Genomic DNA, 23,165 nt, shown 5'->3' on the forward strand with positions numbered 1-23,165 from the left:
TGATCGAGGTGCAGGCCGCCATCAAACGCTTCATCGCCGAGAGTAACGGCAATCCGAAGCCCTTCGTCTGGACCGCCGACCCGGATCGCATCATCCAGGCCGCAAAGCGCGGGCACCAAGTGTTAGACTCGCACCACTAGCGAGCATGGCTCCGGAACGGCGACTAGAGCCGTGCCAGATCGCATTACAATCGGGCACGGCTCTAAGCCCTTGTTTTGGCACGCTCTCTTACGCCGAAACGGGGTCCACTTCGTTGGAGAGCGCTCCAAAAGGCCTATTGGGCGGGCGCCGAAGCTCCACCCACGATGACAATGCCGGAACCCGTCTTCAGCATATGTGCCGAGTCCAGGAACTTGGGCGGCAGCGCGACGGGCAGTCTCTTGGTTATAGCTCCCAGGGTCACGGGTTCGGGCAATTCACTCCAATCGATATGGTCGATCCACAGGATGGCCGGGCAGCGTTCGCCCTGCGAAAGATCCAGCGGCGCGCGCGAAGTCAGGACTTGAACCGGAAACCCGTAGCGGGCGGCTTCGACATGATACGCCCAATCGATGACTTGGTCCTGATTGGGAACCACATAGTTGGCTGGGTACTCCGCCGCGAAGACCTGCGACGACGCGCATTGGGTCTTCTGGGCCTGGATGAGGGACGCCGCGCTATCCCAGCCGCGATCCAGGGCGTGCGAGATGACGGTGATGCCGTAGACCAGCGCACCATTCAGCAGCAGGAGCGTGAACAGAAGGCGTCGCTGCCGAACGACGTTGACGATCAGTGCAGCCACGATGGCGACGGTGGTCAGAGCGATCGAGGACAGATACCGGGCCACGAACAAATGCGGATGCTTGATATTGACAGCCAGCAGCAGCACAGTAGCGAAAGCCAGGCCCGCAACCATGGCGATCACGAACAGCGTATGACCTGTTCCAACGCCGGGGGGATCGATCTCCGACCGAACGCGGTCAGCAGTCACGCCGCCCGTCCTGTGCATCTGCAGAAGGTTCGTGACCAGGATCGCCAGAGAAACCAGGACGGCAAGATTGAAGCCGAAGCTTTTCACGATCTGCGCGATCAGGGTCTTTACCGCGATTGGAAACGAGACCTTGATCCAGAAGGTCCCGGATATCTGATCCAGGAAGGCGGTCTGCGTTATGAACCACGCCATCAGGGGCAGGGATGCGACGAGACCGGCAACGAGGAGGAGGAAAAACCACTTCCATTGCCGCCGGACGAGCATGCAGAGGCCTGAGGCGGCAACGATGCTGGCGGCCACGACGGTGGTCACGTAGTGAATATTGAGGGCCAGCAGGATCAAGAGAAACAGCGAGGCAGCAAGGAGGCGATGATCCCGGATCAGCGCATCGCGGGTCAGCGTCATCATCGCGTACAGACAGATGATGAGGCTCGTCATGCAACAGATTTGCGTGAAATAAGACCGGATTTCGGTCATATTATAAGAAAAGACCGGTGACGTCACGATCATGAAAGCGCAAATGATGATATAGCTTCTGTTTTTCGGATATCGCCGACACAACGCTGTCGCGAGCAGAAGGCTTGCGACCAGCGGTAAGAAATTCATCAATCGACGAAGTAGAACCGAATCTCCGGCCCATGTTTGTACGAGCCAGTTGACACCGGTAAAAAAGGGTGGGTGGACGTCGATCAGCCAGCGTTCTCGGACAGCTGCCGTCAGCGGCACATCGTGCTTGGAAAGCCAGAGCGTCCAGAATTCATCGAGCCACGGGCCACGCTGCCAAGCCGCCCAGACGGCGATGACCGCCATGAGCGCGAAGAGACATGTATTTGTCGCCGTGAACAGTTTAAGATTTCGATCCTGAACCGTGTCGGTCGGCCACGCCAGCAGTTTTGGTCTTCCTATGCTCCGTGCTGCAATCCTCATCGACGGTTCCTTATCAAGAGGTTGCATACCCTGACCTGCTGCACCGGCCCCGATGGAAGGGCCGCTCCCCTTAAAGATCGAACGCCTAGCAATAAATATTTGGCGCAGAGCCTCTCTTATGGAACGTAGCGCATGGCAAGATCCAAAGGAATGGCGTGGATTTGTCATTATATTCGAGAGCGTCTTGCTCGATATTCGCCCAGGGGTCAACAACGCCTGCGGCTGCTGTGGATGATGCGCTTACAGGTGTGCCCAACAGCCTGTCGTCAACCATCGGGCCCCGGTACCGGTCGGAACGGGCACCAACCGGAATGGGACGCGCAATACCAGGCGCTACCCGAGCGGGGCCGATCCGATGGGCGGTTCCGGGCCACACGGTCGGTGGCGACCTCAGCGGGGTCCGAACGCGGCCTTAGTGCTCTGACGCATTCACTTCGTTCATGCGAGTGAGCACTAGTTCTTTGATTTTGCATCAATTTTTCCAGACTCGGCTGACGCCTCCATCCGGATCGATGCCCTAGAAGCTCCCGCCGTCGTCGTCATGCTCCAGCTCTGCCGCGATCAGACGCCCGATCTGAGCCGTGAACGGAATCCGAAGGCTGCAGCGCAGCCCATCCGGCCCGCAGGTCAGGGCGGTGCGTGCTTCGAGTTCGTAGCCCAGCATGTCTTCGAGGAGCGTCATGCCGAAGCCGCGGTGCGCGGGCTCCCGGATCGCCGTTCCGCCGGCCTCGTCCCACAGCAGCGCCAGGATCGGCCCGGACTCGTCCGGCTGCATCTCCCACGTCACCGCTACTCGCCCCTGCGGCAGGGCGAGGGCCCCGTGTTCGATCCCGTTGCTCGCCAGTTCGTGCACCGCCAGCGCCAGACTCAAGGCGGGCTTCGGCCGGAGACGCACGCGCGGGCCGGCAATCGTCGCCTGATCGCCCTCGCGCACGAGGTGGACCATCAGCTCATCCGAGACCAGGGAGTGCAGATCGATCTCGCCGAGCACGTCCGTGGTGGATGGGACGCGCAGCAGGGCGCTCAGGCGCCCGTCCAGATGGGTGACGTAGGTCTCGACATCGGTGGCGCTCTCGGCGGACCGATGCATGATGATGCGCAACGTCGCCATCGTGTTGCGCAAGCCGTGCCGCAGGCTGTCGGGCATGCCGGCTTCGTCGAGCAGGCGGCGCAGGCGGGCATTGTCGGCGCGCAGGGCGGCGAGCTGATCCGCCATGTCCCCAGGTTCGGTCATGTCGCGCCTCCGTGACAGTCGGATATCTGCGCAAGTCGGCGCAGGCGCATGCGGTTCATACGGGCGCGAAAAGGATCGGTCCGGCGCATGACATCGCGGCGGGTGGCGAACCGGCAAGCCCGGACATTCTGCGCATGTTCGGGTGGGAGCGATGCGCGGACGCTTGGGAAGCGGCAACCGAGTCCGGACGATTGCGACCGCGGTCGGGATACCGCTTCGGGATCTTCAGAACAGCTCGATAGCCGGCGCATCGGCGTGAGCGGTCGCTTGGCCCAGGGCCTGCGCGTCGACGCGGTGCTGGATCTGCGTGACGTAGCGCGTTCGCGCCGACTCCAGAATGGCGCCGGGTCGGACCGGTGCCTCGGGCTCGCGCCCGCTCAGGCTCTGCCTGAACCCGTCGAGACACGTCTCCAGCATCGCGTTCGACTCGTCGATCGCCTCGATCTGCTGGCGAACCACGTCCTGGAACTGCACCTGCCCGAAGACCGACAAAACCTCGTTGCCGACCGCGCCGGTCAGGGTCGCGACCTCCGACAGGTCGTTGCGAACCATACCGAGCAACACCTCGGTCGTCGTCTGGGCGATGCTGTCGAGTTCGGTCATCAAAGCCTGGAGACGCTCCTGCTCGGTGCGCGTCCCGTCGGCCCCGTGGTCGATGGTGAGCACCTGGCCGATCGTCCGCTGCACATTCGTGACCTGAAGCCGGGCCTCCGCCATGGCCGTCTGGGACGCCTGGGCGAGATCTTGGAGTTCCCGGGCAATGACCTTGAACCCGGCCCCATGGATGCCGGCCCGGCTGGCCTCGATATTCGCGTTGAGGGCGAGCATTCGGGTCGAGGCGCCGACCTTCTCCAGGGAGACGATCAGGGTGTCGAGGCCGCGCATCTGCGCCGCCGCGGCATCGACCGCGCCGCGCTCCGCCCGGGTCTCCCGCAGGCGTCCGTCGAGGTAGGTTCCGAGCGACCGCGCCAGCGTGTGCAGGGCGGTGTCACTCTGCTCGGCGACGCCGACGATCCGCTCGCGCGTGTCGTTGATGCAGACGGCGCTGCGGTTCTGCGCCGCGCTGAGCGCTTCCAGGGATGCCATGATTGCCGAAGCCGCACCTTCGGTTTGCCCGACGATGCTGCGCAATTGCTCGCGCGTCACGGAGAAGAAGGGTTGGAGGTCGGCCAGATCCTGCGCGACATCCTGCGCCGCGCCCTGTGTCGTCACATCCGGCGTCACCTCGGCTGGCCGGCTCACCGCCGATTGCGGTCCATGCCACGCGGCTTCGTCGGCAGCGGTGGCCACAGTCTGATGCCCGAGCGGCACATCCGACGGGAACGCGACCGCCGGCCGCTGCAGCGCGCGCGTCACGAGGCCGCCGCACACGGCCGACGCTGCCGCGATCACAAGATGGACCGGCTGTGCCGCGCCGAGGATCAGCGGCAGAACGCCGACGACACAGCCAGCGCCGCCGCTGATCAGGAGCGTCTTCATCTCGATCTTGAGGATGGCGGGGGCCGCGGTTTGCATCGGTGGGATCGGTCGCTCCGGCTTGGTCGGCAGCACGCTACCGGACGAGGTCCGAAGCCCGCGTGCGGAGTTCGGCAAGGCGCGCCACCGCGATCAGGCGGCGAGAGCCTGGAGCGACGGGGCGACCTGCTTCACGACCTGCAGAAGCTTGTCGGCCTGGACCGGCTTCACCAGCCAACCGGTTGCACCGGCCTTGCGCGCCTCATCGCGCTTCTCCTGCTGGGACTCGGTCGTCAGCACGAGCATCGGCGTGAAGCGGGTCTGGGTGAGCTTGCGCAACTCCTGGATCAGTTGAACGCCGTGCATGCCAGGCATGTGATAGTCCGTAATGACCAGAGCAGGACGAAGACCGGCCCGGACCTGCGCGAGAGCATCCTCGGCATGTACCGCCTTCACCGTAATATACCCAGCGCTTCCAAGAATACCCGACATGCTGGCCAGAATTGTCAGAGAGTCATCAACAATCAAAACCTTATGCATTGCCTCGCCTTTCAGTACTATACGCCAAGTTTACAATCGTTTTAACTTTGCCAGCAATAGGGATTTTTAGATCGCAAAGACTTTTTCCATGACGTGACTGCATAGCACGTCAAAATCCTGAATGGCCCGTGACCGGGGCTTAAAGTATCTGAGCGGCGTTTCGCGCCCAAATGCCTCCGCGAGTGCAATGTCCGAGCGGATGCCCGGCAGCAGGCGTTCGCGGCCGAACCGGGCCTCGAGCCGTTGGAGTGCCTCCCGCTGCATCGTGATCCGCAGATCGACCTGGACCGGCATGATCGAGAGGCCGCGCAAATCCGGGTTGAGCGTCGTGGCGACGTGGAAATACGAGCGGGCGAACTGCCCGACCCCGTCGACCGCGAGGTGATGAAGCTGGGTGGGGACGAGGACGTGGTGCGCGCTCGCCAGCGCGTTGATCAGCAGGGCGTCGGCGGTCGGTGCGGTGTCGATCAGGGTGATCGCGTAGGAGGCGGCCAGGGGCTTCAGCGCCGTCGCGAGACCCAGGGGCGCGACGGCGCCGTCCGGGCCCGAGAAGCCGCGGTCGGCCGGCAGGATGTCGACCTGGGGCACGTTCGTGCCACGGATGGCGCCGCGGAGATCCACAGCCCCGGTGCCGCGGTAGAGATCGTGCACCGTCGGCTCGCCCGATGCCGCCCGCACCCCGAAGCCCAGGCCGGTATGCCCCTGCGTATCGAGGTCGACGAGCAGCACCCGCAGGCCGCGCGCCGCGAGGGCGGCGGCGAGATTCACCACCGTGGTGGTCTTGGCGGTGCCGCCCTTCCGATTGGCGACCGCGAGGATGCGCGCGCTCATCCGGCCTCCATCACGGGAAGGCCGGCGAGGCAGGCCGCCGGCACCAGACCGTCCGGACGGCCGCGCAGGGCAGGGGTCGCCACCATCAGCACCTGCAGCACGGCGGTGTGGAGCCACGCGGCCTCGGTGAGATCGACCGTCGCGTCCGGCGTTGCCCGAAGGACGTCGAGCAGGGGCTCGGCATCCTCGACCGAACAGTGCCCCGTCAGCCGGATGGTTGCGCCGTCTTGTTCGAAGGGCATCAGATCAGATCCGGAAGGTTGAGGACCAGGAGGACCCGGCCGTCACCGAGCAGCGCGGTGCCGGAGAAGCCCACGAGGCCGGCGAGTAGCCCGTCGAGGGGCCGCACGATCACCTCCATGCGCTCGCGGAAGCCATCGACTACGATGCCGATCCGCTCGCGTCCGACCCGGGCGACCATCACGGCCTCCTCGTCGGGCGGGGCGCCCGTCGCGGGGGCGAGACCGAGGCTGTCGGCGAGCCGAACCAGGGGGATCACCGCGTCGCGCAGCACGAAGGTCTCGCGCTGCTTGATCCTGTGGATCTGGCCAAGGGGCACCTTCACGGTCTCGGCCACCGCATCCATGGCGACGCCGTATTGCTGGCCGCCGGCCTCCACGGTGACGATCCGGGTCACCGCCATGGTCAACGGCAATTGCACGGTCACGCAGCTGCCCTGGCCGAGCCGGCTCGCGAGCCAGACGTCGCCCCCGGCCTTGCGCACGGCGTTGCGCACCACATCCATACCCACGCCCCGGCCCGAGAGGTCGGAGACCTGCTCCTTGGTCGAGAAGCCGGGGGCGAAGACGAGGTTGACGATCTCCTCGGGCGCCATCTGGGCCGCCTGATCCGGGGTGATCAGGCCGACACGCACGGCCTTGTCGCGCACCACGTCCGGATCGATGCCTTTTCCGTCATCGGCCACCTCGATGATGACGTTGTCGTTCTCCTGGCGGGCCGAGAGGCGCAGGGTCCCCTGGGCCGGCTTGCCGGCGGCCAGCCGCTCGGCCGGCGTCTCGATCCCGTGGTCGAGGGCGTTGCGGACCATGTGGATCAACGGGTCGGCGAGACTCTCCAGGACGTTCTTGTCGGCCTCGGTATCCTCGCCCTGGATCACCAGCTCGGCCTCCTTGCCGAGCTTGCGCATGGTGTCGCGCACCAGCCGGGGGAAGCGCTGGAACACCTGGCTCACCGGCATCATGCGGATCGCCATGACGCCGACCTGAAGGCTCTGCGCGATCCGATCGATGACCGCGTATTGCTCCTTGATCTCCCGCCCGAGCTGGCGCGAGCCGCTGACCTGCTCGACCCGCCCGGCGAGGTAGGCGAGCCCGTTCTTGGCGACCGTCAGTTCGGCCGCGAAGTTCATCAGGGTGTCGACCTTGGCCTGATCGACCCGGAGCATCCGCGCCGGGGCCGCGCCAGAACCTGTACCATTCTCCGACGCCTCTGCGGGCGGGCCGGCTGTCAGGGGCGCCGTAGGCGCTGTGGACACAGCCGGCTTCTGGACCGCCTTCGGCGCCGGCACGACAGCGGACGCCGATGCCGTGTCTTCCCCCTCCCGAAGGACGGCGCGGAGCGCGGCCGCATCGCCGGGCCGGGCGAGGGCGGCGGTCAGCGCCTCCGCCCGGGCCGGGGCGAGGTGCGGCAGGCAGCGCAGAACCACCGTCCGCACCGACTCGCGCCGCCCTGCATCCAGCGCCGCCTCGACCGGAACGTCCAGCATCTCGGCCTGGGCCGCCAGGATCGCCTCCGCCCGCTGCCGCAGGGGCGCGTCCGCACCGGCGGAGGCCGCAGCCACAGCTGGGGGAGGGGCCGCCATCGCGGCGGACACAGGGCGGGCGGGCGCCGCGCCGTCGATCGCTGCGACGAGGCGCTGGAGCGCGTCGGCGGCGGCGGTCGGAGCCAGGGCCGCGATCCGGCGCAGGGCGGCGGCCTGCCGGGTCGCCGGGCCGATGATGCCCAGTAGTGCCGCAGCGGCGGCCTTGAGTTCCGCCCGCGCCCCGGTCGCCACCAACGCCCGGGCCCGGACGCCGAAATCGCCGAACACCTCGGCGGCGTCCTCGGGGCCCGCCAGGATGACGAGAGCGTCGGGGGTGATCGGGCTCAGCTGCACCTGATCGCTGACGTAGCGCAGATGCTCGGACAGGGCCTCGGCGGGGGCGGCGCAGAGCGCCTCGTAGCGCAGCCAGCTCAGGACCGGGTCGCAGAACTCGGGCGCGGGGACGGTCTCCCGAGGCAGCACGCGCACGCCGAGGAGTCCGGGCGCCTGCTCCACGAGGTGGGCCGGATCGTCGCCACGGAAGAAGCAGGTCTCGTCGGGCTCGTAGCTCCAGGCGACCAGAGGCGACCCCGACGCGTAGGCGGCCTGACGCGCGGCCTCGGGCAGGGCGCCGAGCCAGTCCGGCGCCGCCTCGCTCGCCACGGCGCTGGCCGCGGCCGCAGGACCACTCGCCTCAAGCCAGCCGCGCAGAGCCACAACCCGGCCCGACATCGCATCCGCGGCGTCATCCGGCAGGGCCTCGCGGGTCTCCAGCGCGTCGATCCAGTGACCGACGAGATCCAGGCTGTCGAGGAGCCCGTCCACGATCTCGGGCTCCAGCGCGAGCTTGCCCGCCCGGACCTCCACCAGCAGATCCTCGGCCGCGTGCACCAGGTTGGTGAGCGGCGCGATGTCGAACAGGCCGGACGTACCCTTGAGGGTGTGGACCGCCCGGAAGATTTCGTCGAGGGCCTCGGCGCTGTGCGATTTCTCCAGGGCCAGCAGGCCGCTTCCGGCACGCTCCAAGAGTTCGCGCGCCTCCGGGATGAACTGGGCGAGCAGGGCGTTGGTCACGGCACGACTCCAGCCATCACGGTGGCGACCTCGGTCAGCACCTCCGGGCGCACAGGCTTGACGAGGTAGAGATTGGCGCCTGCCGCGTAGGCACGCTCGCGATCCTGCGCGGCGCTTTCCGTGGAGATCATCACGGCCGGCACGGCCTGCAGCTCGGGCATGGTCCGGCCCTGCCGCAGGAAGGCGTAGCCGTCCATCTTGGGCATATTCACGTCGACCAGGATCAGGTCGAAGCTCTCGGCCACGGCCTTCTCCAGGCCCTCGAAGCCGTTCACGGCCTCCTCGACCGTGAAGCCGGCCTCTTCCAGCACGTCCCGGTAGTACATCCGCACGGTGGTGGCATCGTCGACCACGAGGATACGGGCCATCCTACGCCTCCGCGCTCAAAGGTTTCTGGTAGACGATCGCCTCGGTGAACTTGCGCAGCTCGAAGAGCGAGGAGATTCTGCTCATCGATTCCGAGTGGCCGAGGCAGACGAAGCCGCCGGGGTTCAGCGCCTCGTAGATCGTCTGGGCGGCGTCGCGGCGGGAGGCGTCGTCGAAGTAGATCAGCAGGTTGCGGCAGAACACGACGTCGAAGTTGCGGAACTGCCGGGTCGAGAGCGAATCCGAGAGGTTGACCCGCGCGAAGGCGATCGACTCGCGGATGTCGGGGATGACCTCGTAGGCGCCACCGACCCGCCGCGTGAAGCGCTCCAGCGTCGCCCTGGGCACGTGCTGGACCGCGCGGTCGCCGTAGAGTCCGCGCTTGGCCTGTTCCAGCACCGTGGTGTCGATGTCGGTGGCGACGATCTCGATGTCGTAGCGATCGACCTCGGCCCAGGTATCGAGGAGCTGGAAGGCGATCGAGTAGGGCTCCTCCCCGGTCGAGCAGGGCACGGACCAGATCCGCACCGTCTCGCCGGGCCGCTTGCGGCGGGTGACCTCGGGCAGGATCGACTGCACGAGACAGCGGAACTGATACTCCTCCCGATAGAAATACGTCTCGTTGACGGTCATCAGGTTGACGAGCGCCTGGAATTCCTGGCCGCTGGCCTGGAACCGGATGGTGTTGAAGTAGTCGCGAAACAGCGTCTGACCGGTGACCTGCATCCGCTCCTGCAAGCGCTTATCGACGAAATAGCGCTTGTTGTCGGCGAACATGATGCCGGTCTTGCGGTAGAAATAGTCGCGGAAGCGCACGAAATCGCTGTCGGCGACGACCGGCGTCGGCGGGTTGAAGGAATCGATCATGCAGGCCGCCGATCAGGCGATGCGGTGGCGTGCGGCGCGGGCCGCATAGGTGAGGAACGGCGCATCGGGAAAGCGCGCCGCCGCGGCCTCGATCTGCGGGATCATATCGGGTGTGCCGATCTCGGCCAGCACGTCGATGGCCGCGGCCACGACGTTGACGTGGTCGTCCTCGGTCACCGCACGGCAGGCATAGGTCGCCGCCGCGGGGTGGCGCAGGGACACCAGGATGTTGACCGCGAAGATGCGCCGATCGCTGTCGAGATCGGAGAGCGCCCGGTCGAGGGCGCCGATCACCGCCGCATCCATCTCCGACAGGGTCTCGATCGCGGCATTGCGCAGCCAGACATCCTCGGAGCCGAGCAGGTCGAACAGGCGCTCGGCCGCCGCCTCGGTGCCGATGCGGCCGAGCGCCAGGAGGATCGCCTCGCGGACGCTCTTGTCCGCCTCCCGGCCGAGCCGGTCGGCCAGCGGATCGACCGCGTCGGGATCGCCCGCCAACAGGTGAGCCCCCTCCCGGCGTTCAGCGGCCGTCGCGCCCTCCAGGGCCGCGCGCGGATCCCCGGCTGCGCTGGCCGGGGTTGACGCGGCAGGTTGCTTGCGGACGAGGGCCATGGCGATCTCGGCGACGGTCTCAGGACAGCCAGCTTACGAGCTGGTCGGGGATGGAGCGGGCGGGCAGGGTCAGGGTCGCGCCGCCGACCCGGATCAGTTCGGCCGGCATGCCGAAGACGACGGCGCTGGATTCGGCCTCCGCGATGGTGCGCCCGCCGTCGGCCTTGAGCGCCGCCATGGCGGCAACGCCGTCATCGCCCATGCCGGTGAGTTCGACGCCGATCAGGGCCTCGGCGGGCATGTGGCTCCGGGCGCTGCGCACGAGGCGATCGACGCTCGGATGCCAGCGCAGGGACAGGTCGCTCCGTACCGAATTGACCGTGAGCCGGCCGAGCTTGCGCTCGATCACCACGTCGGCGTCGCCCCGGCCGATATAGACGTGGCCGGTCGCCAGCGGCATCGGGCCGACGACCTCGACGACCTTCAGCGCGCAGAGCTGGTCGAGGCGCTGGGCGAAGGGGCCGGTGAAGGGGGCGGGCATGTGCTGGGCGACCACCACCGGCCAGGGCAGATTGGCGGGCAGCTCCGGCAGGATTTCCTCCAGGGTGCGCGGCCCCCCGGTCGAGACGCCGATCAGGATGCAGCCATCGACCCGGGTCGCCGGCTGTGGGACCTTCCGGCTCACGATCTCGGTGTGTCCGCGCCGGACCCGGTCGACCAGGCCACGGGCGCGCCGCGGCTTGGCCCCGACCGCGGCGCGGACCTTCGCGATCATCTCGTCACGGGCATCGGCGATGTTGAGCGACACCGTGCCACCGGGCTTCTCCACGTAGTCCACGGCCCCGAGCTGCATCGCTTCGAGGGTCACGGCCGCGCTCTCGCTGGTGAGCGAGGAGATCATCACCACCGGGCGCGGGTTCGTAGTCATGATCTCGCCGAGGCAGGTGAGCCCGTCCATCTCCGGCATGTTGATGTCGAGGGTGATCACGTCGGGCGCGAAGCGGCCGATCTGTTCGAGGGCGTCGCGCCCGTTGCGGGCGGTCTGAACCTCGAACTGGCCGGTCTCCTCGAAGATCGCGCGCAGGTGTTTGCGCATGAGGGCTGAGTCATCGACGATCAGGAGCTTGGGCATTGGAATGCGAAAGTCTGGTCAGCGGTCAGGGTGAAAGCTGAAAGCGGCTTCACGCCGCCTTCAGGTCGGCGACCTCGTGCCGGCTCAGCAGCCGGTCGACGTTCACCATCAGAATGATGCGCTTGGCATCCGCCAGGTTGGCGATCCGCTCGACGGCGTTGTCGTCGTCCTGCGCGAGATCCGGCGCCGGCACGATGGCCGAGCGGGGGATCTTCAGGACCTCCGAGACCGAATCGACGATGAAGCCGGTCCGCACCCCGGCGATCGCGAACACCATGATCCGCTGGCGGTCGTTGCGCTCGGCATCGGGGAGCTGGAAGCGGCGGCGCTGATCCACCACCGGCAGCACGGCCCCGCGCAGGTTGACCACGCCTTCGATGAAGGCGGGGGTGCGCGGCACGTGGGTCAGCTGCTCGGGCACGCGGACGATCTCGTGCACCGCCTCGATCGGCACGCCGTACTCCTCGTCGGCGAGGCGGAACACGACGAACTGCTCCTCCTCGTCGGCCCGCGCCCCTTCGGTCCCGCCGCGCGTCTCCTGCATGGTTCCCTCCTCGACGGCCCGGTCGCCGGACAATTGGGTGGTGTCGAACAGCCGGCCGGCCGACAGGATCGAGACCAGCCGCTTGCCTCCATTGAGCCGGCAGATCGACTCGACCTCACGCAGCGACCCGCCATTCGCGAGCAGCTCGGGCAGCGGATCCACCACGGCGCGGGCGACCCGCAGCACCTCCTTCACGGTGTCGGTGACGATGCCCACGGACGCGGCACCCAGGGATACGACGACGATGCGGTTCTGCTCGCCCAGCGGCGCTGCCGGCAGGCCGAACAGGGTGCGCAGGCTCACGAGGGGCAGCAGCCGGTCGCGCAGATTGATCACGCCGATCAGATGACGCTCGGCGTTCGGCAATTCGCTGACCACCTCCGGCACCTGGACGATCTCCTGCACGTGCTCGATCGGCAGGGCGTATTCCTGGCCGGCGAGTTCGAAGGAGACCAGCTGGATCTCGTCGGAGGCGTCGCCCTCGGCCCGCGCCGCGGCCACGGCACCGAACTCGGCTGGCCCCTCGGCGTGGCGGCTGCTACCGCCGCCGCCGCGTCCCGAGCCGCTGCGTTGGAGCAGGCGGCCGAGATCGATGATCATGACCATCCCCGCCGACCGCTTGATCACCCCCGACAGCAGGTCGGCCTCGGCGCTGGCTGTGAGACCATCGGCGCCCTCGATCTCCCCGGCTTCGGCCGTGATCACGCTCGCCATCCGGTCGACCACGAAGCCGGAGGTGATCTCCTGGCCGCTCCCGTGACCGCCGGCGCGGTTGATGACCACCACCCGGGTCGCGTCGTCGTGGCCCCGGTCGGGCAGGGCGAACAGCCGGCGCAGGCTGGCGACGGGCAGGACCGAGCCGCGCAGGTTGGCGAGACCCGCCAGCGCCGGGGGTGCCAGGGGCACCTCGACCATCTCGGGCAGGCGGATGATCTCCTGCACCTCGGCGAGCGGCACCGCGTAGGTTTCGCGCTCGACGTGGAAGGTCACGAACTGCCGCACAGACGCGGCTGCCGACGGATCGTCCGGTGCGGCGGAGGCGGTGACATCGTTGGACATGTCGGATTCCGGACAGGGCAGGGTAGGGGCGGGACCGACCCGGCGGGACGGCCTTTGCGCGGGCGGCCTTTGGCAAGGGCGACCTTTGTCAAGGGCGACCTGCGCGCGGCCGCCCCCTGACGGTCGGCCGACGCCGCGACGGCGGCCGGGCGGCGGTGCCTCTTACTCCTGGTTCTGGAGCTCGTCGGCGAGCGAGGCGACCTCCTCGATCGCGGCGGCGAGTTCCTCCGCCCCCTTCGCCTGTTCGCGGGCGGCCTGCTGCGATTCGACCACCGACTGGCTGCCCTGCTGGGCCGCCGTGGCGATCTGATCGATGCCGCGCTTGGCCTCCTCGATGTTGCGCAGGATGATTTCGGAGCCCTGGAGGATCTTCCGGTTGCCGTCGAGCACGCCCGTCATGTCGTCGGCGGTCGTCTGCAGGTCGCGGGTGATCGCCTTGTTCTTCTCGACCTCGCTCGCGGCTGCCGCCGAGATCGCCTCCAGGTCGCGGCTCACCACCACGATCTGATCCTGGATCGACTTGACCAGATCCTTGATCCGCTCGGCGTTCTCGGAGGAATCCCGGGCGAGGTTCCGGATGTCGGTGGACACCACCATGAAGCCCTTGCCGAACTCGCCGGCCCGGGCCGCCTCGATCGAGCCGTTCACCGCCAGCATGTTGGTCTGGATCGCCACCGTGGTGATCGCGTCCACGATCTTGTCGATCTTCCGGCTCACCTGCTCCAGGCCGGTGATCTGCTCGCGGCTCCTGTCGGTCTCCTCGAGCGACCGGGTGACGCCGTCGACGAGCCCGTCCACCGCCGCACGGTTCTCCCGGAGCTGGCCGGTGATCAGGTTGACCTTGTCCAGGGCTTCCTGCGCCTGAGCCTGCGTGACGCCCGCGCCTCGCTCGATCTGCGCGACGGCAGCCGCCGATTGCTGCGCGGCCGAACTCTGCTGCTGGGCGCCCCGGTCGATCTGGCCGAGGGCCGTGGTGATCTGTGCGGCGGCCCGGTTGATCTCCTCCACCGCCGAGGACAGCTCCTCGGCCGCGGAGGCCACCTCCTCGGCGCTCTTGCCGACATCGGTGGCGTTCTTCAGCTCGTCGGAGAGCGCCGAGAGTTCGTTCGCGGCCTGCTCGCTCTCGCCGAGCGCGTTCGTCTGCTGCTCGATGGTCTTGAGCGATTCCTGGCAGGCGGAGGATTGCTCCTCGGCCGCTGCGGCGATCAGTTCCGCGCCCTTCTGCGCCTCGACCGCGGCCCGCTCCGATTCGGCCGAGATCTGGGCGATCTGGTCGGCGCCGGCCCCGATCTCGGCCATGGCGGCCCCCACGCTCTCCAGCTGCGCGGTGATCGCCCGGCCCTTCTCGACCTCCTGGCGAGCGCCCTCGGCCGAGCGGTTGATCCCGTCGGCGATGACCTTCACGTCCTCCTGGATCCGACCGATCAGCGCCTGGATCTCCTGCGCGCTCTTCTCGGAGGTCTCCGCCAGGGTGCGCACTTCGTCGGCCACCACCGCGAAGCCCTTGCCGTGCTGGCCGGCGCGGGCCGCCTCGATGGCGGCGTTGAGCGCCAGCAGGTTGGTCTGGTCGGCGATCCGGGCCACGGCGCGGACGATGTCGCCGATATTGGCGGCCTGCCGCTCCAGCTCGACGATCATCGTCACGGAGGCGGTCTGACGCTCGGCCGCCGTGGCGATCGAGCCGATGCTGAGCCGGATCTGCTGGCTCACGCCGGCGATCAGGCCCTGCAGCGCCTCCGTCTTCTCGCGGGAGGCCTCGGCCTCGGTGCGGGCGGTGGTGATCGCGTCCGAGACCGTGGTCACGGCGCGCTGCGACTCCTCCGAGGCGCCGGCCGCCTCCTCGGCCCCGGCGGCGATCTGCTCCATGGCCTTGCGCAGCTCCTCCGCCGCGGAGGACGCCTCGGCGATGCCGCTGGCGAGCTGCGTCGTTGCGGCGGCAATGCGCTCGGCCGCCTTCTGCTGCTTGGCGAAGGTCCGGGCCCGGCGCCGATTCTCCTCGTTCAGCCGCCCGAGCTGGGTGGGAGTGGCCTGCTCGTTCTTACGCACCAAGGTTTGCGGGCCCGACAGGGCGGCTTTTTTCACGAGAGCCATGACGTCTTTCCGCTCATCTCAGGTTTGGGCCGCACGCCAGCGACAACCGCACAGAACGATTGCTTGGCCGAGGTCATACGAAGTCGCAAGTTTCAAATCAATAAACGATCTGCGTTTTTTTCAGATTGATGCATAGACGATTTCGCAATGCTCAACTATAAAAATCCATTCCTCTACTATTAAATCTATTCTCTGGAATATAATACGACATTAGACTACATAATCATATCTGAATTGCACTATCGGAAAAATAGTCAGCTCAATATGATCCAGCGACCCCGAACACCGCACTGATGGATTTCGTGCGCGGTCGCCCAGCACTGATGAGAGCCCAGGTTGATCCCTGCTGGGGACCGCGCCACCGGGGATTTGCGGCACCGGGCGATGCCGACGATGTCTCGAATCGACGGATCGTGTCCGATTCTCGACGGCCCGCACGACCGCGCGATCATGACCCCATGCGTTCGCCGCCTTGGACCAGACGGACGACGTTCGCGATGCGCGGCATCGCCCGGGCGTTCGGCAATCGGATCGGCAATTATGTGGCGACGATTGTCGTGGCCGCCTGGGAGGACGACATCGACCGTGCGCAGGCGCATCGGGTCTTGAGCGGCGAGCAGACCGCCGACACGGCGGTGCTCCTCGACACGCCGGCCGCCGTGCCCCAAACGGCCTGAACGCCGCCGGAGACCGCCATGACCGAGACACCCTACAATCCGCCCTGCGGGGGCCTGCCGGCGCAGACGGCGCTGATGACCGGCCGCGCGGTCTTCACGGAAGCCTACGCGGTGATCCCGCGGGGCGTGATGAGCGACATCGTCACGAGCTTCCTGCCGTGCTGGCACGGGACCCGCGCCTGGATCCTGGCGCGGCCCCTGTCGGGCTTCGCCGAGACCTTCGCCCAGTACCTCGTGGAGGTCGCCTCCGGCGGCGGCAGCGAGGCCCCCGAGCCCGATCCCGACGCCGAGGGCGTGCTGTTCGTGGTCGGAGGGACCCCGAGCCTGGATCTTGCGGGCAGGACCCATAGCCTGCGCCCCGGCAGCTATGCGTACCTGCCGCCGGGCGCGCCGTGGCGACTGCACAACGCGAGCGCCGAACCGAGCCGGTTCCACTGGATCCGCAAGCGCTACGAGCCCGCGCCGGGCCTTGGCGTACCGGAGGTAATCGTCACCCACGAGAGCGCGATCGAACCGGCCGCCATGCCCGGCACCGACGGCGCTTGGGCCACGACCCGCTTCGTCGCGTCCGACGACCTGCGCCACGATATGCACGTCACCATCGTCACGATGCAGCCCGGCGGGTCCATCCCGTTCGAGGAGACGCATGTGATGGAGCACGGGCTGTTCGTGCTGGAAGGCAAGGCCGCCTACCGGCTCAATCGCGATTGGGTCGAGGTCGAGGCGGGCGACTTCATGTGGCTGCGCGCCTTCTGCCCGCAGGCCTGCTACGCGGGCGGCCCCGGCCGGTTCCGCTACCTGCTCTACAAGGACGTCAACCGGCATCCCGCCCTGGGCTCTCTGCGCGGGACGGGGCGATGACGAGGGAGTCCGAGGCCTGCTCGATCGCGGCCGAGCCCCTGACGGACGTCGCCTTCGCGCCGTTCGGATCGGTGATCGATACGGCGGCCGTCGCGCCGCGTCCGATGAACGGCGGCATGGCGCGCCGCTTCCATGATCTCGCGGCGATCGAAGTGGCGGGGGAGGGCGCCCGCGCGGTAATCGGCCTCGTGGAAGCCGAACCTTATCCCCTGCCCCTGCGCCTGAGCCTGGTCGAGCGCCATCCGCTCGGGAGCCAGGCCTTCGTTCCGTTGAGTGCTGCGCCGTTCCTGATCGTGGTCTGCCCGGACGAAGGCGGCCAGCCCGGCCGACCGCGGGCCTTCGTCACCACCCGGCCATTCCAGGGGATCTGCTACGCACGCGGCACGTGGCACGGCGTGCTGACGCCGTTCGGAGTGCGGCAGGATTTCGTGGTGATCGATCGCGGCGGATCGGGCGTGAACCTGGAGGAGCACATCTTCGCGGAGCCCTGGACTGTGCACAATCCGGGCACGGCCTAACGGCCGATCACGACGCGGCAGGCTCCGGCTCCTCCGCGAAGGTGAACACGACCTCGCCGGTCCGCTCGCAGAGCACGCTCACGGATGTCGCGCCGGTCTGCACACGCTGAACCGGGAGTTGCGCCTTCGCGTGGGCGACCGCCGCCTCCAGATCGCAGGGCCACAGCTTGGTGAAGCTGACTCGCTTCCCCTTCCAGAACGAGATCCTGTACGCCATCGCGCCCTCCATTTTCACCGAGCATACACACTGCGGGCGGAGAAACGTCCGCCCGCAGGGCATGGCAACGATGCGTGTCGAGCGGAGAGGTGCGCTGACGACAACCGTGAAGCCGGATCACGGCGCCGGATGTCAGCGGATCGGCATCGCCGCGGCGACGATGCGCTTGGCGGCCGGCGTTGCCGGGACGAGACGCGGGGTCGTGGCGAGTTCGGAGGCCGGACGCGCGGCGGCCGTGGTCCGAGCCTGGTCACGATAGAGCGGCGGAGTCAGGGTCAGAGCCTCGTCGGCCAGGGCGCCGGTGGTCGCGGCGGCGACCATGGGGGCGGCGATGAGGGCGGCGAGAACAAGGGGGCGCAGGGTCATGATCAATCCTCTCGATGTCCGGGTCTGGCCCGGCGTCGAGCGATATCTACGCTGCACAGCAACATGATCCAAACAGATTGGATCGATATGCGGAATTGATGATATCGATATACAATGCTGCCCGTCCCGCGTGTCGCGCGATGGAGGCAGTCCGACGCGTCCCCTCATACCGTTTCTGGTCGATGCGTTCGGTCCCTGCGTCCGATCCGGCCAGCCCCGGGAGGCGCACGATCCGGCGCAAGCCTCGCCGTCATGGATCTGACGTCGCCTCCGGTCCTATCGAACGTCCGGCCCCCGCGCGCGTTGAAGCGCGGCGGTGGCGACGGGGCCACCCGGTGAGGTACGAGTCCGGCCCGATGACCATCGCTGCACGCCCGGCCCGCTCCGGCCTCGCCCCGGTTCAGATTCCGCCGCTCCGGCCGGCGGACAACGCCCACCCGCCGTTCAAGATCGTGAGCTGGAACCTGCTGCGCCGCACCGGCGCGGCGGTCGACGACGTCGCCGCGCTGGTGGCCCGGGAAAAGCCCGATCTGCTGCTGATGCAGGAGGCGACCCGCGCCATCGGGTTCCTGCTGGACCGAATCGGCGGCCACTATGCGTGGGCGCCCCTGCCGGGGCGGATCCACGGGCTCGCCATGTGGAGCCCGACCCCATGGCCTGCGCCCCCGCGGGTGATCACGCTGCCCTCCGGCGCCCTGGTGCACCGAGTCTGCCAGATCCTCGACCTCGGCGCGTTCGGAATCGCCAACGTTCACCTGTCGCACGGGCAGATGCTGAACCGGCGCCAGCTTCGCCGGATCGTCTCCGAGCTGCCGCCCCGCGCCGCCGTGCTCGGCGATTACAACATCGTCGGGCCCGCGATGATCCCGGGATTCCGCGATGTCGGCCCCCGCCGGCCAACCCACGCGATGGTGGAGGTTCTGCCGCTGCGGCTCGACCGCTGCCTCGCCCGCGGTCTCATCTGCCACGACCACGCGGTGCTGCCCCGGGGCCGCTCCGATCACCGGCCGATCGTGGTCCATCTCGGGCCGGCGCCCGAAACGCTCGGGCCCGGCCGTTTCAAAGGTATGGCAGCAGCAGTCGCACGCCTGCGTCGCGCAAACGGATCGGCAGCGCGCGTGCGGCGAGATCCTCCCGGCTGAGCCGGGCCTCCATCTTGCCGCGCATGAACTGGTCGAGCTGGGCCGCGAGATCCGCGTCGACGATCTCGACGTTCAGCTCGAAGTTGAGCCGGAAGCTGCGCATGTCCCAATTGGCGCTGCCGACGAAGCACCAGATGTCGTCCACCACCATCACCTTGGAATGGTCGAAGGGCGGTTCGTCGAGCCAGACCCGGACACCGGCCCGGAGCAGCGGGTCGAGATGCGCCCGGGTCGCCCAGTCGATGAAATGGTGGTCGCTGACCCGCGGGATGATCACATCGACGGTGATGCCCCGCGTTGCGGCCTGGGCGAGGGCGCCGGTGACGAGTTCGTCCGGCAGGAAGTAGGGCGTCACGAACCGGACGGTCCGACGGGCGCAGGCCAGCGCCTGGAGGATGACCTGCTCGATCTTCTCCACGTCGGCATCGGGGCCGGAGGTCACCGCCCGGGCGACGCTGGTCCCGGTGGGCTGAAGGTCGACGAACCACGGCGCGCCGTCGAGGTTCTCGCCAGCCGCGAAGGTCCAATCGACCGCGAAGGCGGCGGCCAGTTGCTCGACCACGGGTCCGGTAAGCCGGTAATGGGTGTCGCGGATCGGATGCTCGGGCTTCAGGGCGACGCGGTTCGCGTGCCAGATGTTCAGCCCACCCGTGAAGGCGACGCGCCCGTCGACGATCAGCAGCTTCTTGTGCGAGCGTAGATTGAGGAACGGCATCCGCCAGGGCAGGGCCGAGTGCATGAACAGGGCCGCCGGCACTCCGGCGGCGGTCAGGCGGTGGTAGACCGGCGCTCGGAAGTAGCCGCCGCCGATCCCGTCGATAATGACGCGAACCTCCACGCCCCGCGCCTTCGCCTCCGCCAGGGCCTCGCAGAACTCCCGGCCCGTGGGATCGTCGCGGAAGATGTAGCTCGACAGGCCGATGCTCGCTTTGGCCTCCCGGATCGCCGCCAGCATGGCCGGATAGCCCGCGTCGCCGTTGCGGAACATCTGCACGGTGTTGCCAGCGAAGGCCGGCAGGCCGGTGATCCGCCGGATCGCCCGATCGAGCGGCCAGAGCGCCTCCGGCACCACCGCGTCGTCGGTATCGGGCAGGTGCAGGGCGTCGGAGGGTTTCGTCCGCAGCCGCCGCGCCCGGCGCGAGACGCGGTTGATGCCGAAGGTCAGGTAGAGGGCGGTGCCGAAGATCGGCGACAGCCACGCGAGCCCGATCCAGCCCACCGCCACGCTGACCCGCCGCTTGCGCAGCAGCGCGTGGAGGGTGACACCGATCGCCAGGATGAAGCCGATGACGGCCTCGACATCCGACCGCATGAGGGCGGTGGAGTGAAGCCATCGCAGGAGCGCGTTTTCCAAGGTCTCGGCATCCGGTTCGCTAGAGCCGTCATTGTAGCGCGCTCTCTTGCGCCGAACCGGGGTCCACTTCGGCGAAGAGCGCTCTGATGACGGCGCCGGATATACCCGAAGGTGACGCGCGGTCTCGGATTAATCCGCGTTCGTGACCGGATGCGCCACTTCGGCTTCGACCGGCCGCTCGCAGCGATAGGGACCGCTGCCATCGAGGGCCGCGTACAGGACGCGGCCGCCGGACCGGATGCAGCGCGCCTTGGCCTCGGCGTAGGGCCGGTGGAAGCTCCAGATGGTGACCATCGGCCCCACCATGGCGATGCAGATGCCACCGAACACCAAGGCGGCGGCCCAGGTCGCACCGTTGCGATCCGGGCGCGGCGGACGCGGCGGCGGCATCGTTCCGTAAAAGGCCAGCGTCAGACCGAACAGGTCGATGGTGCTCATCAGCCGTTCCGCGTTGGGGCGTCGGGGTCCAGCACGACCGGCGCGTTCCCGATCCTAGGGCAGGGCGGCGCCAGAACCTACGCGAGCGGCGCCAATGGGCCTGCGTCCTATCGCGCCAGGATGCACCGACAGGGCCGGCGGGGTTCAGGGCTCCCAGCGGGGCGGGCGCTTGCCCAGGAAGGCGTCGATGCCCTCCTGGGCGTCGGCCATCATCATGTTCCGGACCATGACCTCGGCGGTGTAGCCGTAGGCCTCCTCCAGGCCCATCTCGATCTGGCGGCCGAACGCCTCCTTGCCGATCGCCAGGACACGCCGCGCCTTCCCGGCGATGCGGGACGCGAGCGCGTCAATTGCGGCGTCGAGGTCCGCCTCCGCCACGACGCGGTTGACCAGACCGATCCGCAGCGCCTCCGGGGCGTCGATCGGCTCGCCGACCAGCAGCATCTCCAGGGCGGCCTTGCGCGACACGGCCCGCGACAGCGCGACCATCGGGGTCGAACAGAACAGACCGATCTGCACCCCCGGCGTGGCGAAGCGGGCCGACTCGGCGCAGATCGCGAGGTCGCAGGTGGCGACCAGCTGGCAGCCGGCCGCGGTGGCGATCCCGTGCACCCGCGCGATCACCGGCTGCGGCAGACGGGTGAGGCTGAGCATCAGCCGGGCGCAGGCGCGGAACACCGCCTCGGTCGCTTCGCGGGACGGCTCGGCGCGCATCTCCTTGAGGTCGTGCCCCGCACAGAAGGCCGGGCCGGCCCCCTGCAGGATGACCACCCGCACCGCCGGGTCCACCCGGATCACGTCGAGCGCGTCCTGAAGCGCGGCCATCAGGGCCATCGACAGGGCGTTGCGCGCCTGGGGGCGGTTCATCGTCAGGGTCGCGACGCCGCCGGAATCGCTGCGCAGCAGGACCGGGACCTGTGGATCGCCCGCGATCGGCGGGACCGGCGCAGTCGCTGCTGTCATGGGTCGTCTCCCGATGCCGGCTCGAGCTGGGGGGGCCGGCTTATCGAATCAGGGGTAGCATGCGGGCCGATGGGTCGCGACGCCGGCACGACAGGTCCGCGAAAGCTTCACCCCTCATGCGTCCGGGATCGCGCAGCGGACCGGGCTCCCCCCGGCCCCGCGGATCGATGGACGCTGATCATGATGGTATTGCCGTTCATCGGCTTCGCGGCGAGCGCGATGGCGATTCTCGCCGGGCGGCGCGGCACCGCCATCGGCCTATGGCTCGCCGCGCTGATCGGGACGCTGGCGCTGTTCGCGGCCCACGCCACGTCGACGCTCAACCTCGATTTCTGAGCGGATTGCTCCCCATGACGCTGCCTCATGCCCGCACGCTCAACGCCCTCGGATTGTTGGGCTGCTGCGCGATCCTGCTCGTGGCCTTCGGCTATCAGGTCCTGCTCGGTGAGCTGCCATGTCCGCTCTGCCTGTTGCAGCGGGCGGCGTTCGCGGCCTCGGGCGTCGGTTTCGCGCTCGGCGTCCGGTTCGGCCCACGGCCGTCCCATTACGGAATCGCGATCCTTGGTGCGTTGGCGGGTGCGGCCATCGCGGCGCGGCAGATCGCCCTGCACGTCGTGCCCGGAACCGGGGGCTACGGCGCGACGCTGTTCGGCCTCCACTTCTACACCCTGGCGCTGATCGCCTTCGTGGTGCTGATCGGGGCGGTGGCCGTGCTCCTCCTGATCGTCGATACCGACCAACCTGCCACCCTGGCCGGGCCGGGCGCCGGGCTCTTCGGGACGGCCGGCCTTCTGCTGTTCCTCGGAATCATCCTCGCCAATGCCGTCTCGACGGCGGCGGAATGCGGCACCGGCCTCTGCCCGGACGACCCGACGCGCTACGAAGCGCTCGATGCGTGGCTGAAGCGCTAGAGCCGTGCCCGATCGCGTTGCACACGGTACACGACAGTGAGACCACCGTCGCCGAATAGGGCGCCGGTCCCCTCCCCCGTGCGGGAGAGGGACAGGGGGAGGGATGAGAACTTTCCGGAAGGGTCTCACCCTGTCAGAGCCTTGAATGTCAGCGCGATCCTGAAGTTTCTGTACCCTCACGCCAACCCCTCCACGCGCGGGACAGGGGGAGGGATGAGAATTTTCCGGAAAGGGCGCACCTTGTAAGCGCCTTGAAGGTCGGGGGGACCCTGAACTTTCTCGACCCTCACCCCAACCCCCCCCCCCCGGGGGTG

At 68.1% G+C, this 23,165-nt stretch carries 24 protein-coding genes and 1 pseudogene; 7 read left to right on the forward strand and 18 right to left on the reverse strand.

The annotated features are described in order from the left end of the window. Window positions 1–140, forward strand: a pseudogene (locus MKK63_RS26290) (IS630 family transposase); the annotation flags it as partial. 134 nt (window positions 141–274) lie between these two features. Here the strand turns inward: MKK63_RS26290 and MKK63_RS26295 are convergent. The 13 genes from MKK63_RS26295 to MKK63_RS26355 all read right to left on the reverse strand — a co-directional run bounded on the left by MKK63_RS26295 (window position 275) and on the right by MKK63_RS26355 (window position 15,404). Beyond that, window positions 275–1,897, reverse strand: a complete 1,623-nt coding sequence (locus MKK63_RS26295; protein ID WP_244006824.1) for a hypothetical protein — start codon at window positions 1,895–1,897, stop codon at window positions 275–277. 517 nt (window positions 1,898–2,414) lie between these two features. Then, window positions 2,415–3,131 carry an HWE histidine kinase domain-containing protein gene (locus tag MKK63_RS26300; RefSeq protein ID WP_244006826.1) on the reverse strand — a complete coding sequence of 239 codons (717 nt, stop codon included), beginning with the start codon at window positions 3,129–3,131 and terminating at the stop codon, window positions 2,415–2,417. 225 nt (window positions 3,132–3,356) lie between these two features. Then, complete coding sequence (locus tag MKK63_RS26305; protein WP_244006828.1) at window positions 3,357–4,646, reverse strand: methyl-accepting chemotaxis protein; 1,290 nt, start codon at window positions 4,644–4,646, stop codon at window positions 3,357–3,359. A gap of 93 nt (window positions 4,647–4,739) precedes the next feature. Then, a complete protein-coding gene (locus MKK63_RS26310) occupies window positions 4,740–5,126 on the reverse strand; it encodes a response regulator (RefSeq protein WP_279574891.1) in 387 nt (128 codons plus the stop codon). A gap of 66 nt (window positions 5,127–5,192) precedes the next feature. Further along, complete coding sequence (locus MKK63_RS26315; RefSeq protein ID WP_244006830.1) at window positions 5,193–5,957, reverse strand: ParA family protein; 765 nt, start codon at window positions 5,955–5,957, stop codon at window positions 5,193–5,195. Further along, entirely contained in the window at window positions 5,954–6,199 is a 246-nt protein-coding gene (locus MKK63_RS26320) for a hypothetical protein (protein WP_244006832.1), read from the reverse strand. Before MKK63_RS26320 ends, MKK63_RS26315 begins: the two co-directional genes overlap by 4 nt. Then, on the reverse strand, window positions 6,199–8,793 hold the full coding sequence (locus MKK63_RS26325; RefSeq protein WP_244006834.1) for a chemotaxis protein CheA: 2,595 nt from the start codon (window positions 8,791–8,793) through the stop codon (window positions 6,199–6,201). Before MKK63_RS26325 ends, MKK63_RS26320 begins: the two co-directional genes overlap by 1 nt. After that, entirely contained in the window at window positions 8,790–9,161 is a 372-nt protein-coding gene (locus tag MKK63_RS26330) for a PleD family two-component system response regulator (protein ID WP_244006836.1), read from the reverse strand. Before MKK63_RS26330 ends, MKK63_RS26325 begins: the two co-directional genes overlap by 4 nt. A gap of 1 nt (window position 9,162) precedes the next feature. Beyond that, complete coding sequence (locus MKK63_RS26335; protein ID WP_244006838.1) at window positions 9,163–10,026, reverse strand: CheR family methyltransferase; 864 nt, start codon at window positions 10,024–10,026, stop codon at window positions 9,163–9,165. 12 nt (window positions 10,027–10,038) lie between these two features. Then, complete coding sequence (locus MKK63_RS26340) at window positions 10,039–10,638, reverse strand: HEAT repeat domain-containing protein (RefSeq protein WP_244006840.1); 600 nt, start codon at window positions 10,636–10,638, stop codon at window positions 10,039–10,041. Between the two features lie 19 nt (window positions 10,639–10,657). Then, a complete protein-coding gene (cheB, locus tag MKK63_RS26345; RefSeq protein ID WP_244006841.1) occupies window positions 10,658–11,710 on the reverse strand; it encodes a chemotaxis-specific protein-glutamate methyltransferase CheB in 1,053 nt (350 codons plus the stop codon). A 49-nt stretch (window positions 11,711–11,759) separates the two neighbouring features. Further along, a complete protein-coding gene (locus tag MKK63_RS26350; protein WP_244006842.1) occupies window positions 11,760–13,313 on the reverse strand; it encodes a chemotaxis protein CheW in 1,554 nt (517 codons plus the stop codon). 162 nt (window positions 13,314–13,475) lie between these two features. Continuing rightward, a complete protein-coding gene (locus MKK63_RS26355) occupies window positions 13,476–15,404 on the reverse strand; it encodes a methyl-accepting chemotaxis protein (protein WP_244006843.1) in 1,929 nt (642 codons plus the stop codon). 497 nt (window positions 15,405–15,901) lie between these two features. Here MKK63_RS26355 and MKK63_RS26360 point away from each other — a divergent pair, with 497 nt between their 5' ends. From MKK63_RS26360 to MKK63_RS26370, 3 genes are read left to right on the forward strand one after another with little or no spacing between them, the layout of a single operon-like run. Further along, window positions 15,902–16,081 (forward strand): hypothetical protein, encoded by a 180-nt coding sequence (locus MKK63_RS26360; protein WP_313901801.1) that lies wholly within the window; start codon window positions 15,902–15,904, stop codon window positions 16,079–16,081. Between the two features lie 18 nt (window positions 16,082–16,099). Further along, complete coding sequence (locus tag MKK63_RS26365; RefSeq protein WP_244006844.1) at window positions 16,100–16,942, forward strand: bifunctional allantoicase/(S)-ureidoglycine aminohydrolase; 843 nt, start codon at window positions 16,100–16,102, stop codon at window positions 16,940–16,942. Next, the gene (locus MKK63_RS26370; RefSeq protein WP_244006846.1) at window positions 16,939–17,460 is read left to right on the forward strand and encodes an ureidoglycolate lyase; all 522 of its coding nucleotides are present in this window, start codon (window positions 16,939–16,941) and stop codon (window positions 17,458–17,460) included. The genes MKK63_RS26365 and MKK63_RS26370 overlap by 4 nt, the downstream gene beginning before the upstream one ends. 7 nt (window positions 17,461–17,467) lie before the next feature. Here the strand turns inward: MKK63_RS26370 and MKK63_RS26375 are convergent, their stop codons facing one another. Beyond that, window positions 17,468–17,677, reverse strand: coding sequence for a hypothetical protein (locus tag MKK63_RS26375; RefSeq protein ID WP_244006848.1), 210 nt, complete (start codon window positions 17,675–17,677; stop codon window positions 17,468–17,470). A 132-nt stretch (window positions 17,678–17,809) separates the two neighbouring features. Continuing rightward, on the reverse strand, window positions 17,810–18,043 hold the full coding sequence (locus tag MKK63_RS26380) for a hypothetical protein (protein WP_244006850.1): 234 nt from the start codon (window positions 18,041–18,043) through the stop codon (window positions 17,810–17,812). A 356-nt stretch (window positions 18,044–18,399) separates the two neighbouring features. On the opposite strand from MKK63_RS26380, the gene MKK63_RS26385 reads away from it, so the two are divergent. Continuing rightward, window positions 18,400–19,185 carry an endonuclease/exonuclease/phosphatase family protein gene (locus tag MKK63_RS26385; RefSeq protein WP_244006852.1) on the forward strand — a complete coding sequence of 262 codons (786 nt, stop codon included), beginning with the start codon at window positions 18,400–18,402 and terminating at the stop codon, window positions 19,183–19,185. Here the strand turns inward: MKK63_RS26385 and MKK63_RS26390 are convergent. From MKK63_RS26390 to MKK63_RS26400, 3 genes are all read right to left on the reverse strand, one after another. After that, complete coding sequence (locus MKK63_RS26390; RefSeq protein WP_244006854.1) at window positions 19,103–20,539, reverse strand: phospholipase D-like domain-containing protein; 1,437 nt, start codon at window positions 20,537–20,539, stop codon at window positions 19,103–19,105. The two genes, MKK63_RS26385 and MKK63_RS26390, sit on opposite strands and share 83 nt — an antisense overlap. A gap of 129 nt (window positions 20,540–20,668) precedes the next feature. After that, window positions 20,669–20,977, reverse strand: a complete 309-nt coding sequence (locus MKK63_RS26395; protein WP_244006856.1) for a hypothetical protein — start codon at window positions 20,975–20,977, stop codon at window positions 20,669–20,671. Window positions 20,978–21,121: 144 nt separating this feature from the next. Then, on the reverse strand, window positions 21,122–21,940 hold the full coding sequence (locus MKK63_RS26400) for an enoyl-CoA hydratase (protein ID WP_244006858.1): 819 nt from the start codon (window positions 21,938–21,940) through the stop codon (window positions 21,122–21,124). Between the two features lie 180 nt (window positions 21,941–22,120). On the opposite strand from MKK63_RS26400, the gene MKK63_RS26405 reads away from it, so the two are divergent. Both MKK63_RS26405 and MKK63_RS26410 read left to right on the forward strand, forming a co-directional pair. Next, a complete protein-coding gene (locus MKK63_RS26405) occupies window positions 22,121–22,276 on the forward strand; it encodes a DUF5993 family protein (protein ID WP_244006860.1) in 156 nt (51 codons plus the stop codon). 14 nt (window positions 22,277–22,290) lie between these two features. Further along, on the forward strand, window positions 22,291–22,851 hold the full coding sequence (locus tag MKK63_RS26410) for a disulfide bond formation protein B (RefSeq protein WP_244006863.1): 561 nt from the start codon (window positions 22,291–22,293) through the stop codon (window positions 22,849–22,851). Window positions 22,852–23,165 lie beyond the last annotated feature (314 nt).

Origin of the sequence: Methylobacterium sp. J-088 (genome assembly GCF_022829295.1) — a bacterium.
Taxonomy (GTDB): Bacteria; Pseudomonadota; Alphaproteobacteria; order Rhizobiales; family Beijerinckiaceae; genus Methylobacterium.